We start from the raw sequence: 13,094 nt of genomic DNA, 5'->3' as shown, positions 1-13,094 counted from the left end.
TGCGAATTCTGTCAGATGTGTCAGGTTTTAACCAAACATAGTTAATAAACGTGAATACGGTAATAAGTTATGAATTATGAGTTATAAATCATGAATTGGACTTTGCACCTTAGCATCTCTGCGTGAAAATATTGTTTACTGCTAACTGTAAATCACTTATGCGATAGCCAACGCTAACGGCTAATAGCTATTAGCTAATAGATGAAATATGTGTAACCTTTGTTACCTTTTTGCAATGTTATCCTTTTGTTTCTGGAATTATCCTTATTTTTATAAACTATAAATCAAGTATCATATGGATTCCTTTCTTATAGCAAAACCTGTACGGGTAGCCTCGATAGATATATTCAGGGCTTTGACGATGTTTTTTATGATTTTTGTCAACGATTTCTGGTCTGTATCGGGTGTTCCCCATTGGCTGGAACATGCGGCGGCTTCGGAAGATATGCTGGGCTTTTCGGATGTCGTATTTCCTTCTTTCCTTTTTATATTGGGTATGTCTATACCTCTGGCTATGGAGAGCCGGATGAAGAAAGGTGAGACGAAAAAACAGATCTTATGGCATATAGTAGTGCGCTCGGTGGCATTGCTAGTTATGGGACTCTTTACCGTAAATCTGGAATCGGGTGTGGCGGGTGAAACGGGCATAAGTAAGCCTGTCTTTACTATATTGACATTGTTTGGTTTCTTTCTTATATGGAATGTTTATCCAAAACAAGAAGGCGGTAAAAAGCATCTGTTTACAGCCTTGAAAGTTCTGGGAGTTATCATACTTGGTGTATTGGCAGTAATCTACAGAGATGGAGAGGGTGGATTGTTCCAAATCCGCTGGTGGGGAATTTTAGGGCTTATCGGCTGGACATATTTACTGTGTGCAATCATTTACCTGTTTTTATACAAGAACCGGATGTATTTGTGGATTGCAGCTGTCTTGTTTATATTGTTATGTATAGCCGGATCTAATCACTGGTTAGGATTCTTCCATGAGATAATCCCGGGGAATGGTTGTTTCCATGCATTTACAATGGGAGGTGTGTTACTTATGTTACTTTTTAAACGTCCCGAAACAGAAGTTAACCCGAACCGGAAATTAGTCATAACTTTTGTCGCAGGTATTGGGACTCTGCTGCTTGGACTCTTATCACATTCATTCTGGATTATATCTAAAATACAGGCTACGCCGACATGGTTGTTTTTGTGTTTGGGAATATCCCTTCTGACATATGCTTTTATATACCGGCTCACCGATATGCAAGGGAAAGCATCGTGGTTTGATATTATAAAGCCTGCAGGAACAGCTACCTTGACCTGTTATCTGCTGCCGTATTTATTATATTCGATTTTTACATTGATAAATCTGCAATTACCGGAAGTCTTGTTGGTTAGTCCGGTCGGATTATTGAAGTGTGCTGTATTTTCACTGCTGACTATCGGGCTTACGGCATTGTTGGTGAAGGTTGGGGTGAAACTGAAAATATAGGATTCTTTTTATGGATTTTCGCATTATGGTTTATCTATATAGAGTAACTCATATTCGATAAGCTATGAAGAAAGCATTATTATTTTTTCTTATATCAGTAACCATCTTTTCTAATGCGCAGGAGGGGAGTTTAGGTAAAGACAATATATATATTCCTGTGGATATTATGCCCCGGTTTCCCGGAGGGGAGCAGGAGATGTATAAATTTATAAAGGAAAGACAGAAGTATCCGGAATCGGCTATAAAAGCTAATGCTGAAGGGCGGGTTATTACCAGATTTACAATAAAAACTGATGGAAGTATAACGAATGTGCATATCATCAGAGGTATTCATCCCGATTGTGACAGTTTAGTTATGGATATAATAAAGGCGATGCCTAAATGGGAATGGGAGAAAGATGTGAAAAATATTAAGGATACAGATTTTACACTTCCGGTTATTTTTCGTCTGCCAATAGAAGGTGTTGCAGATGGCGAAGAAATACGTCATACAGCGGATCAGATGCCGTCTTTTCCCGGAGGGGAACAGGAGATGTTTAACTTTTTGAGAGATAATCTGAAATGGCCTGATAATGGAACTTACTTTCAGGGGCGGGTAACAATCCGATTTATTGTAACGAAAGAGGGAAAAGTTGTAAATCCGATAGTTCTAAGAGGTATTACACCTATTGCAGATAAAGAAGCCCTCAGAGTAATTAATTTAATGCCGGACTGGATACCGGGAAAACATAAAGGAGAACTAGTGAATGTATATTATACTATACCGATTGTATTCCGGCTGTCTCAATAAAAAAGTCCGCACATTGCTGCACGGACTTTATATATTGAGGTTGAGATATTAATATCCTCTGATAGCTTTAATTCCCGGAAGAACTTTTCCTTCGATGAACTCTAGCAAAGCACCACCACCTGTAGATACATAAGATACCTGATCGGCAAGGTTGAACTTGTTAACAGCAGCAACAGAGTCACCACCACCAACAAGAGAGAATGCTCCGGCTTTGGTTGCAGTAGCAATCGCTTTAGCAACAGTTTCTGTACCGTGAGCAAAGTTGTCGAATTCGAATACGCCCACCGGACCATTCCAAAGGATAGTCTTGGAAGCCATGATTACATCAGTGAATTCTTTTTCTCCTTTAGGGCCTATGTCGAAACCTGACCATCCGTCAGGGATATTGTTGGCATCTGTAAATTGTGTATTTGCATCGTTCGCAAACTTGTCGCCAAGCTTGGCATCGCTGGCGATAACCAGGTTTACACCGTTAGCCTTAGCTTTGGCCATAATGTCTTTAGCCAGTTCCAGTTTGTCGTCTTCGCAAAGAGAATTACCGATCTTGCCACCATTCGCTTTTTCGAATGTGAAAGCCATACCACCGCCGATGATAAGGTTGTTCACTTTGTCAAGCAGGTTTTCGATGATATCTATTTTAGAAGATACTTTCGATCCACCTATGATTGCTGTGAACGGACGCGCGGTATCTTTCATTACTTTCTCTACAGCGTCTATTTCTTTCTGCATCAGGTATCCGAACATTTTATGTTCTGCATCGAAGTAATCAGCGATAAGCGCAGTAGAAGCATGTGCACGGTGAGCTGTTCCGAAAGCGTCATTTACATATACATCTGCATAAGAAGCAAGTGTCTTTGTAAATTCTTTCTGGCTTTCTTTGATAGCTTTTTTTGCAGCAGCTTTAACATCATCGCTTGCATCCTCGGCCAATCCGCGAGGTTTGCCTTCTTCTTCAGCATAGAAGCGGAGGTTTTCGAGCAAAAGAGCTTCGCCCGGTTGAAGAGCAGCAGCTTTTACTCCGGCTTCTTCGCCTACACAGTCGTTAGCGAATTGTACGTCAACTCCGAGAAGTTTAGATACATGAGCAAGGATATGTTTCAGCGAATATTTTTCTTCCACACCTTTTGGGCGTCCAAGGTGAGATGCGATGATCGGGCTACCACCGTCGGCTATGATTTTTTTTAGTGTAGGCATAGCAGCACGGATACGAGTGTCGTCTGTGATGTTGAAATCTGCATCCAGAGGCACATTAAAGTCAACTCTGACGAACGCTTTCTTTCCTGAAAAATTGAATTTGTCAATTGTAATCATGATTGTCTGTAATTAAATATAATTAATATAATTGATTATCAGTATATTGTTTGCTTGGATTTCCTATCCTTAAAAGCGGTACAAATATACTAAATTCTATGGAAGATTTTTTGCTTCAAAATGAAATTATCGTGAAATTTGCCTTATTAGTATACATTACTCTGTTATTTGTTACTCAGACTTGACAAAAGCAATATGTTCGTAAAATTAATTGGTCAAAAACTGTATAAAAGCAGGAAAGGTTTATCAATATAGTGTCGACAGAGAAAAAACGGTGAGTAAATTTTATACAAAATCCGGTAAATGTATCGAATATGCGGAGGCTTGATATATCTTTGCTAAAAAAAAAGAATATGACCGAATTGTTAGCCTACGGATTATTGGTTTTCACATCTTTCTTTACTCTTATAAATCCCATTAGTGCTATGCCTGTTTTTCTCGGGCTTACTTCCGATATGGAACCGAAAGACAGGGTTGCTGTGGCAAAACGGGCAGTGGTGGTTTCGCTAATTATAGTGTTGGTCTTTGCTTTTTCCGGCCAGTTCTTGTTCAGAGTATTTGGTATATCTGTCAATAGTTTCCGGATAGTAGGGGGTGCTATTTTCTTCGTTGTCGGTTTCGATATGCTTAATGCCCGGTTGTCGCCGATTAAGGCGAAGGGATCAGAGATAAAACAGACAATTAAAGATATCGCTATTACACCACTTGCCATACCGATGCTGTGCGGTCCAGGGGCAATAACGAATGCTATTGTTTTGATGGAAGACGCGGATAGTATATTGCTAAAGGTGACTTTTGTAGTTGCACTATGTCTTATGCTGCTGGTTACCTATCTCATTCTTATCAGTTCATCGAAACTGATAAAAAGGTTTGGCGAAACCGGTATCAATGTAATGATGCGTCTGATGGGACTTATAGTGATGGTAATAGCGGTTGAGTTTTTCCTGGCAGGGATAAGGCCATTTTTAGAGAGCCTTTTCAATTGAGGAGTCTTCTTTTTCTTCTGTTTCGAAAAGAAGCTTCTCGGCTTTATTATAATCTTCAATAATTATAATGGTGATTATGCAGAGAGTGGTTTCTATTGCTGAATTTATTACTGACAGGAATAAATTGGAACCGGTGTCAATGGAAGAAAAACTCCATTCGATTCTGAATGATATGCTTCCGAATATGAGGCTGAATATCCAGATTGTCCACCATCCTTTTACATAATCTGTTTTCAGTCTTTCTGTATATGGCTCCTTACTATTTAATAAAAGGTACTGATCTGTTTTTATATATAGTTCTTTCATAATCCTGTATGGAACAAAGAGGTTTATGATTGCAATAAACCAAGCTCCGGCTGCCCATCCATTAGAATATTCGAGTTTATTCATCTTCTTTTCCAGATTATAATAAGCTCTTCTGAACCACTGAATGAATGTTATAGCCGATGCTATTAGCGCCAGGAATGTCAATATCGCTGTATAACCCGCAATCGATGCTATTATAAAAGAAGTGTTTTCAGAAATGTATTCTTCGGGTATAATTTCATAGCTAACCAATAATTGGATAATCTCCAAAATAAGTGTTATTACGCATGTTATCATCACAACCCATATCAAAGCGATGGCGTTTTTTGCTCTTTGGGAGTTAGGCCTTAATTCATCCATATGTGTATTTCTTATATTAGATTCGATTATGACATAAAACTATAAAAATAAGTGATATGATGTACATACTATACCCTATTTAATTTATCGGCTTAAATACTTCGTTCCGCTTAATTTTTTTTAACTCCGAATTATCGGTTTTCAGATTTAACATTTCTATTTTTGTCGTGCTTAGTAAAATAGGAGTGATATGCCCGTAAAATATCGAAGGCTAATCTGAGTTTACTAATTATAATTGAGGAAAATCAAACAATAAATATAAACGCAAAATAGTATAATAGTATGGCGCAAGTTGACATTCGAGAACTTACCGAAAGGATACAAAGTAAAAGCTCATTTGTAGAATCTCTCACAATGGGTATGGATAAGGTGATTGTGGGACAAAAACATCTCGTAGAATCACTTTTGATAGGTCTTTTAGCTGATGGGCATATCCTGCTTGAAGGGGTGCCGGGTTTGGCTAAGACTCTGGCGATAAAATCTTTGGCTTCGCTCATCGATGCTAAGTATAGTCGTATACAGTTTACCCCCGACCTATTACCCGCCGATGTGATCGGTACAATGATTTACAGCCAGAAAAACGAAGAGTTCTTTGTGAAGCACGGACCTGTATTTTCAAATTTTGTATTGGCAGATGAAATAAACCGTGCTCCAGCTAAAGTACAGAGTGCATTACTTGAAGCTATGCAGGAACGTCAGGTAACAATCGGGGAAAAGACATATAAATTGCCATCCCCATTTCTGGTAATGGCAACTCAGAACCCTATTGAGCAGGAAGGTACTTATCCGCTTCCGGAAGCACAGGTAGACCGTTTCATGCTGAAAGTAGTGATAAATTACCCGAAGAAAGAAGAGGAAAAATTAATCCTGAGAAACAACCTGACAGGAGACTATGGAAAATTAACTCCGGTAATGAAAGCGGATGAAATCATTGGTGCTCGGGAAGTGGTGAAAGATGTTTATCTGGATGAAAAGATAGAGAAATATATTGTCGATATCGTATTTGCTACACGTTTCCCTGAAGAAAACGGGCTGACATCACTAAAAGGAATGATCGGTTTCGGAGCATCACCGCGTGCATCTATCAGTCTGGCTTTGGCATCACGTGCATATGCATTTATCAAACGCAGAGGCTACGTTATCCCTGAGGATATCCGTGCAGTATGCCACGACGTATTGCGCCACCGTATCGGACTGACATATGAAGCGGAAGCTAATAATACGAACTCCGATGAGATTATTAGCGAAATTTTGAATAAGATTGAAGTACCGTAAATCAGGTAATAGTTAACAGTCATCAGTTAACAAGGTTAAGTATATATGATAAGTAATAGTCTTGTTTATGAAAAGGCATATTCTTTTGCCATAAGAATTGTGAAAGCTTATAAATATCTGAGTGATAGACAGGAATATATATTATCGAAACAACTGCTGAGATGTGGTACATCTGTTGGGGCTAATATAGCAGAAGCTAATGGTGCTATCTCCGATTTGGATTTTTCTGCCAAAATGAGCATAGCATATAAAGAAATATTGGAAACTAAATACTGGTTATCTTTACTTAAAGATACAGGATACATCACTCCGGAAAATTTTGAAGACATCTTTACTGATGCAGATGAAATAGCTAAAATGATATATTCGATATTGAAAGTAACCCGTATTAATAAAAATGTTGACTGTTAACTGATAACTGTTAACTGACCAAAATGGAAACAAGCGAATTATTAAAAAAAGTACGTCAGATTGAAATAAAGACCCGTGGCTTGTCCCGCAATATATTTGCAGGACAATACCATTCAGCTTTTAAAGGCAGGGGGATGGCCTTCTCAGAGGTGCGTGAATACCAGTACGGGGACGATATCCGCGACATAGACTGGAATGTGACTGCCCGATACAATAAACCCTTTATTAAGGTGTTTGAAGAGGAGCGTGAGTTGACAGTTATGCTTCTTGTGGATGTGTCTGCCAGTCAGGATTTCGGAACAAGGAATTCACTAAAGCGCGATATGGTTACGGAAATTGCGGCAACGCTCGCTTTTTCTGCCATACAGAACAATGATAAAATCGGGGTGATCTTCTTTTCCGACAAGATAGAAAAATTCATACCTCCCAAGAAAGGGAAGAAGCATATACTATATATTATCCGGGAACTGATAAACTTTCAGGCAGACAGTGCCAAAACCGATGTGGGAATGGCTCTTAAATATCTGACGAATGTTATCAAAAAACGCTGCACAACATTTATGATATCCGACTTTATAGATATACAGGATTATAATAATGCCTTGACAATAGCCAATCGTAAACACGATATAGTTGCTTTGCAGGTTTATGACAGTCTTGAAACCCAGCTTCCGAGTGTGGGGCTTATGAAAGTAATGGATGCAGAGAGCGGGACAGAACGTTGGGTAGATACTTCGTCCAGAAGGGTACGTCAGGTATATCAGGACTGGTGGAAAAAGCAGCAGGAGAATATGCAGACATCATTCAACCGGAGTAAGGTCGATAGTGTTTCTGTCCGTACCGATGAGGATTATGTAAAGGCATTGATGGCCTTGTTTAAGAAGAGAAGCTAAATGTAAATGTGAAAATGTGCCAATTCGGAAATATGAAAATGATATATACTTATAAATTTGCTAATTGGCATATATGCTAATTTACTCATTGAAAATATGTTGAAACTAAAAAATATACTATTGCTTGGCTTGCTTTGCTGCCTGAGTTTTTCTCTATCGGCGCAGAAGTCGACAGTAAGGGCAACAATACAGCCGTCGGATATCCTGATCGGCGAGCAGGCAATCATTAATGTAGAGGTTATTGCTCCAAAAGGACGGGATATTATCTTCCCTCTTTATCCGGATACCCTTATAACAGGTATCGAGGTGTTGAAAATGTTGAAACCGGATACGGTAATGACGGAGGTGATGACTATCAGTCAGAAATATGTCGTGACTTCTTTCGATTCTACTCTATACCATGTACCTTACATGCAGGTGATAGATGGTGTGGATACGCTTCGTACAAACGATTTTGGGCTGAAAGTTTCTGCGCCGCAATTATCGGAGCAGTCTTTGGCATATCTCGAGCAATTGAAGAATCATCAGACTGATTCCATAGACTTCGAAAAGCTTCAGATATCGGATATAAAAACAGTGCAAGACCCACCGTTTGTATGGCAGGACTATCTTGAATATTTGTATATCCCTCTGATTATACTATTGATTCTTGCTCTTATAGGGCTTGCTGTTTACTTCTATATACGGAAGAGGAACAAAGGGTATTTCTTTACCCCGAAAATTGTTTTGCCTCCTCATGTGGTCGCATTACAGGGACTGGATAAGCTGAAAACGTCTAAACTTTGGCAGAAAGGGCAGGAGAAGGAATATTATACCGAGCTTACAGATATTCTTCGTGAATACATAGACAAACGCTTCAGCATAGATGCGCCGGAAATGATCTCGGATGATATCATTGCTTCGGTGCATTTAGCTACAGATACAAAATCGGCTACAGATGGCTTGTCTCAGATACTGAAACTAGCCGATCTGGTTAAGTTTGCCAAATACACTCCGTTTGCCGACGAGAACGATCTGAGCCTTGTGAATGCCTACCTGTTTGTCAATCAGACAAAAATAGAAGAGCGTCAGACACTGGAAGAGCAAAAGGATAGCTTGGCAGAGAATCAGGCACCGAAAGAAAAAGAAAACAAAGAAGATAAAAAACAAAGCTAAAGATATATGGATATAGTATATGCCAATCCGAAATATTTATACTTACTCTTATTGCTGATACCGCTGATTGTGTGGTACATCATTAAGCTGAGGAAGATGCAGGCTACATTTAAGATGTCTTCAGGCTTTGCCTTTGAAAAAGCACCTTCTACAATAAGGGTTTACCTGCGTCACTTTCCGTTTTTGCTACGGGTAGTCGCAATCGCGTTAGTTATAATTGTTCTGGCCCGTCCGCAGAGCGTCAATTCTTCGGATGTTTCAAACTCTGAGGGAATTGATATTGTGATGGCTCTCGATATCTCGGGAACGATGATGGCCCAGGATTTCTCGCCTACACGCCTCGAAGCGGCTAAAAAGGTTGCCGCAGAGTTTATAAACGACAGGCCTAACGACAGGATCGGCCTGGTCATATTTGGAGGGGAGAGCTTTACACAATGCCCGCTGACAACGGATCATAAGGTGTTGTTGAACTTACTTACTGAGGTTAAATTCGGAATGATAGAAGATGGTACTGCCATCGGTCTGGGGTTGGCCAACTCTGTGAACCGGTTGAAAGACAGTAAATCAAAATCGCGGGTTGTAATACTTTTAACTGACGGTTCCAATAATGCCGGACAAATTGCACCTTTAACGGCAGCCGAACTGGCGGCGTCTTATGATATACGTGTTTATACCATAGGAATTGGTTCCAGAGGAACGTCTACAGCAAGGATAATGACGCCTTACGGCTTGCAGACCATGCAGGTGTCGGGCGACTTCGACGAGCGTACACTGACGGAGATAGCAGCCATTACCAAAGGGCAATACTTCCGTGCGACGGACAATACCAGCCTGAGTGCAATATACGACGAAATAGACCAGATGGAAAAAACCCATATAAGTGTAAACACTGTAACCAAGCGTAAAGAACTTTATATGCCATTTGCCATTTTTGCTTTGGCTCTGGTAGGACTGGAATTGGTTCTTCGTCGGACTTGGTTGAGGAATATACCTTAAAATAATTAAGAATTAAGAGTTAAGAATGGCGCAAGGCAACAAAGCTCATAACTTATAATTTATAACTCATAACTTGTATAAGAAATATGTTTAAGTTTGCGAATCCTGAATATTTGTATTTATTCTTTGCCATACCTGTTTTTGTAATAGGTTTTATCTTTCTGAATATAAGAAAGAGAAAAAGTGTGGAGAAATTGGGAACACTTGCCTTGGTAAAAAGAATGATGCCTGAACTTTCATTGAAACGATCGTATCTGAAATTCTGGCTTATACTTGTTGCCATAGGTTTCGGCATAGTTGTCCTTGCACGCCCGCAGTTTGGAACAAAAGTGGAGAAGGTAGACAAGAAAGGGATAGAACTGGTTATTGCCATCGACGTATCTAATTCGATGATGGCTGAAGATATAAAGCCGAGCAGATTGGCTAAAGCAAAGCAAATGCTGACCCGTATTATCGATGAACGCAGGGATGATAAAGTGGCTATAGTGGTATTTGCCGGAGAGGCATTTATTCAATTGCCGCTTACTCCTGATAACCAGTCTGCGAAATTGTTTCTGGAAACTATCGACCCCAGTCTTGTGCCTGTTCAGGGAACAGCGATCGGCAGTGCAATAGATATCAGTATGAGTTGTTTTTCTAACGATACGGATATAGACAAAGCTATTGTCCTGATTACCGATGGAGAAGGGCATGAGGGCGATGCTGAGGGAGCAGCCGCGCGCGCAGCTGACAAGGGTGTGCATGTGAATGTTGTGGGTATAGGTACGACGGAAGGTGCGATGATTCCGGTTTCACCGGGTTCTAACAATATGAAGCGTGATACTCAGGGGCAGCCGGTTGTGACAAAGCTGAATGAAGAGATGTGCCGCCAGATAGCAAAAGCAGGAAAAGGGCTTTATGCACATGCCGATAATTCCAATAGTGCGCTGAAAAGTCTGCAAGCGGAGTTGGAGAAATTGCAGAAAAAAGAAATAGATGGAATAGCATATTCCGAATATGACGAAAAATATCAGATTTTCGCTTGGGTTATGCTGGCTCTGCTTCTACTTGAGATATGTGTGTTTGATAAGAAGAACAGGATATTCCGGAATATCAGATTGTTTAGATAATGTGAATCAGTATTTAAAAGCCGGATGTTACTTTATTTATATAATTTTATCTATATATACAGATAACAAGCGTGTTATCGATAAAAAGTAACAATGTATAAAAATATAAAAATGTGTAACCTTTGTTACCTTTTAACAAGTAGTAAGTTTTTAAGTAATGAGTAATAAGTACTAAGTTGAAAGTAATATGAGATACGAGTAGACAAGATACGAGATACAAGTAGACAAGATACGAGATACAAGTTGTTAACTGCTAACTGTTGACTGTTGACTGAAAAAACTGTTACCTTTGTTACCTTTTCAACTACTAATTGGCATAAATAAGTAAAAAAGTATTCTTAATTGAGAATGTAAACGAGATGATGAAAAAGATTATATTCATAACATTATTAGCATTTGTAACTATCAGCCTATCTGCCCAGAAGGGGGTTAGAAAAGCTGTGCGGACAGGGAACAAGGCATATAATGAACAACGATATGGCGCGGCTGAGAACGAATATAGCAATGCGCTGAAAGAAAATGCAAGTTCGAAAGAAGCTTCTTTCAATCTGGCAAACACATATTATAAGCAGCAGAGATGGGATGATGCACTAAAAGAATACCAGCATTATCTGACCTTGGAGAATGAAGATCAAACAAAGATGAGTTCAGCCTGGAGCAATATGGGTAATACATTCCTGAAAAAGAAAGGAAATGAAAAAGGACAGCAAATGCAGATGGCTCAGGGAGGACAACCTCAGCAGGGTGGAGGACAGCAAGCGGATAATCTGAAGCAGTCGATGGAAGCCTATAAAAATGCCTTACGCCTGAATCCTAAAGATGAAGAAACCCGGTACAACCTGGCAGTGGTTCAGAAAATGATAAAAGATAAAGAAGATCAGGACAAAGACCAGAATAAAGATAATAAGCAAGACCAGAATAAGGATCAAAAACAAGATCCGAAACAAGACCCTAAGCAAGATCCGAAACAGGACCCTAAGCAAGACCCTAAGCAGGATCAGAACCAAATGTCGCAGCAAAATATGCAACAGATACTTCAGGCTTTGGAACAAGACGAGAAAGAAACACAGGAACGTGTAAAACAGGCCAAAGCTCAGGAGCGAAAACAAAAGAACGAAAATAACAGAAAGCAAAATAAAGACTGGTAATGAAGAGAAAAGGATATAGCTATTCAATTTGTCGGTTCTGCTTGTCAGTTGTATTACTATTCCCTTTTCTGTCGGTGGCTGTCGGCCAAAGTGTTAAGGTAAATGTCAAAGCTCCCGAAACAGTATTTATCGGGGAACAGTTCAGAGTCGACTATGTAGTTGAAAGTGATAATGATATAAGAGAGCCGGTAATAATAAAGAATATGGAGGGTTTCACCATATTATACGGCCCGTCTGTATCATCGACGAGGGCGGTCCGTTTTAATAACGGTAAACGAATAACAATCTACACGACTACATCTTCCTATTATCTGGAAGCCTCCAGAGAAGGTAAATACACTTTACCCAGAGCTGAAATAACGGTAAACAGCAAGAAATATAAAGCGGAGTCCGTTAAAGTAGAAGTGAAATCGCCAAAAGATGTAGCGGACGAAGTCGATGCTTTTGTAAAGACAACAGTATCCCGAACAAATGTAAGCCTGTCAGATACATTGACGCTTACATACAGGTTATATACAACTAAAGAAATTAAGCGTATAATAAGTGCGGATTTTCCTGTTGTGAAAGATTTTTATACAACCAATATAACACGTTCGCGTCAAACTTTTACAGATGAAGTTGTGAATGGTAAGACCTATAAGGTAGTCGAACTTAGGCGCTTAATACTTCAGCCACGTAATCAGGGACAGATGACTATTCCCGAAGGGCAGATATCGGTAGAATATTCTACCCCGACAGGCAGAAGAGTACGAGATATGTGGGGAGACGTGTATGATGAGACGATCAGAAGTGAAAAGTCTTTAATGATAGAGCCCGTAATAATACGGGTACAAGACCTGAAAGCAATATAAATAAACGTTGATTTTTAATTTTT

The 13,094-nt window shown here is 39.6% G+C and carries 13 protein-coding genes; 11 read left to right on the top strand and 2 right to left on the bottom strand.

Features of this window, described 5'->3' with window-relative positions:
• Positions 1–295 precede the first annotated feature (295 nt).
• A complete protein-coding gene (locus IR083_RS13495) occupies positions 296–1,480 on the top strand; it encodes a DUF5009 domain-containing protein (protein WP_194224699.1) in 1,185 nt (394 codons plus the stop codon).
• 64 nt (positions 1,481–1,544) lie between these two features.
• Positions 1,545–2,270 carry an energy transducer TonB gene (locus IR083_RS13490; RefSeq protein WP_194224698.1) on the top strand — a complete coding sequence of 242 codons (726 nt, stop codon included), beginning with the start codon at positions 1,545–1,547 and terminating at the stop codon, positions 2,268–2,270.
• A 48-nt stretch (positions 2,271–2,318) separates the two neighbouring features.
• On the opposite strand, the gene IR083_RS13485 is transcribed toward IR083_RS13490, so the two are convergent.
• Positions 2,319–3,581 carry a phosphoglycerate kinase gene (locus IR083_RS13485; protein ID WP_006799780.1) on the bottom strand — a complete coding sequence of 421 codons (1,263 nt, stop codon included), beginning with the start codon at positions 3,579–3,581 and terminating at the stop codon, positions 2,319–2,321.
• Between the two features lie 353 nt (positions 3,582–3,934).
• Between IR083_RS13485 and IR083_RS13480 the strand changes: the two genes are divergently transcribed.
• On the top strand, positions 3,935–4,567 hold the full coding sequence (locus tag IR083_RS13480; protein WP_044216073.1) for a MarC family protein: 633 nt from the start codon (positions 3,935–3,937) through the stop codon (positions 4,565–4,567).
• On the opposite strand, the gene IR083_RS13475 is transcribed toward IR083_RS13480, so the two are convergent.
• Positions 4,547–5,233 carry a DUF4328 domain-containing protein gene (locus tag IR083_RS13475; RefSeq protein WP_194224697.1) on the bottom strand — a complete coding sequence of 229 codons (687 nt, stop codon included), beginning with the start codon at positions 5,231–5,233 and terminating at the stop codon, positions 4,547–4,549. The genes IR083_RS13480 and IR083_RS13475 overlap by 21 nt on opposite strands.
• A 282-nt stretch (positions 5,234–5,515) precedes the next feature.
• On the opposite strand from IR083_RS13475, the gene IR083_RS13470 reads away from it, so the two are divergent.
• The 8 genes from IR083_RS13470 to IR083_RS13435 all read left to right on the top strand — a co-directional run bounded on the left by IR083_RS13470 (position 5,516) and on the right by IR083_RS13435 (position 13,071).
• Positions 5,516–6,508 carry an AAA family ATPase gene (locus IR083_RS13470; protein WP_006799777.1) on the top strand — a complete coding sequence of 331 codons (993 nt, stop codon included), beginning with the start codon at positions 5,516–5,518 and terminating at the stop codon, positions 6,506–6,508.
• Between the two features lie 45 nt (positions 6,509–6,553).
• Positions 6,554–6,919, top strand: a complete 366-nt coding sequence (locus tag IR083_RS13465; protein WP_194224696.1) for a four helix bundle protein — start codon at positions 6,554–6,556, stop codon at positions 6,917–6,919.
• A gap of 23 nt (positions 6,920–6,942) precedes the next feature.
• A complete protein-coding gene (locus IR083_RS13460; protein WP_194224695.1) occupies positions 6,943–7,812 on the top strand; it encodes a DUF58 domain-containing protein in 870 nt (289 codons plus the stop codon).
• 96 nt (positions 7,813–7,908) lie between these two features.
• A complete protein-coding gene (locus IR083_RS13455; protein ID WP_194224694.1) occupies positions 7,909–8,967 on the top strand; it encodes a hypothetical protein in 1,059 nt (352 codons plus the stop codon).
• 12 nt (positions 8,968–8,979) lie between these two features.
• Positions 8,980–9,963 (top strand): vWA domain-containing protein, encoded by a 984-nt coding sequence (locus tag IR083_RS13450; RefSeq protein ID WP_194225022.1) that lies wholly within the window; start codon positions 8,980–8,982, stop codon positions 9,961–9,963.
• Between the two features lie 86 nt (positions 9,964–10,049).
• Entirely contained in the window at positions 10,050–11,072 is a 1,023-nt protein-coding gene (locus tag IR083_RS13445; RefSeq protein WP_194224693.1) for a vWA domain-containing protein, read from the top strand.
• Positions 11,073–11,431: 359 nt separating this feature from the next.
• Positions 11,432–12,220, top strand: coding sequence for a tetratricopeptide repeat protein (locus IR083_RS13440; protein WP_242052414.1), 789 nt, complete (start codon positions 11,432–11,434; stop codon positions 12,218–12,220).
• Positions 12,220–13,071 (top strand): BatD family protein, encoded by an 852-nt coding sequence (locus IR083_RS13435; RefSeq protein WP_194224692.1) that lies wholly within the window; start codon positions 12,220–12,222, stop codon positions 13,069–13,071. Before IR083_RS13440 ends, IR083_RS13435 begins: the two co-directional genes overlap by 1 nt.
• Positions 13,072–13,094: the final 23 nt, after the last annotated feature.

Origin of the sequence: Dysgonomonas sp. GY75, from assembly GCF_015234155.1 — a bacterium.
In the GTDB taxonomy this organism is placed as follows: domain Bacteria; phylum Bacteroidota; class Bacteroidia; order Bacteroidales; family Dysgonomonadaceae; genus Dysgonomonas; species Dysgonomonas gadei.
Note: the sequence above shows the minus strand (reverse complement) of the source record. Positions and strands in the feature narration are given on the sequence as shown.

Bases quoted from the DNA above. Each gene is read 5' to 3' on its own strand.
- IR083_RS13495 (WP_194224699.1), top strand. From the start codon at position 296: ATGGATTCCTTTCTTATAGCAAAACCTGTACGGGTAGCCTCGATAGAT.
- IR083_RS13470 (WP_006799777.1), top strand. From the start codon at position 5,516: ATGGCGCAAGTTGACATTCGAGAACTTACCGAAAGGATACAAAGTAAA.
- IR083_RS13460 (WP_194224695.1), top strand. From the start codon at position 6,943: ATGGAAACAAGCGAATTATTAAAAAAAGTACGTCAGATTGAAATAAAG.
- IR083_RS13435 (WP_194224692.1), top strand. From the start codon at position 12,220: ATGAAGAGAAAAGGATATAGCTATTCAATTTGTCGGTTCTGCTTGTCA.
- IR083_RS13490 (WP_194224698.1), top strand. From the start codon at position 1,545: ATGAAGAAAGCATTATTATTTTTTCTTATATCAGTAACCATCTTTTCT.
- IR083_RS13455 (WP_194224694.1), top strand. From the start codon at position 7,909: ATGTTGAAACTAAAAAATATACTATTGCTTGGCTTGCTTTGCTGCCTG.
- IR083_RS13445 (WP_194224693.1), top strand. From the start codon at position 10,050: ATGTTTAAGTTTGCGAATCCTGAATATTTGTATTTATTCTTTGCCATA.
- IR083_RS13440 (WP_242052414.1), top strand. From the start codon at position 11,432: ATGATGAAAAAGATTATATTCATAACATTATTAGCATTTGTAACTATC.
- IR083_RS13475 (WP_194224697.1), bottom strand. From the start codon at position 5,233: ATGGATGAATTAAGGCCTAACTCCCAAAGAGCAAAAAACGCCATCGCT.
- IR083_RS13485 (WP_006799780.1), bottom strand. From the start codon at position 3,581: ATGATTACAATTGACAAATTCAATTTTTCAGGAAAGAAAGCGTTCGTC.
- IR083_RS13465 (WP_194224696.1), top strand. From the start codon at position 6,554: ATGATAAGTAATAGTCTTGTTTATGAAAAGGCATATTCTTTTGCCATA.
- IR083_RS13480 (WP_044216073.1), top strand. From the start codon at position 3,935: ATGACCGAATTGTTAGCCTACGGATTATTGGTTTTCACATCTTTCTTT.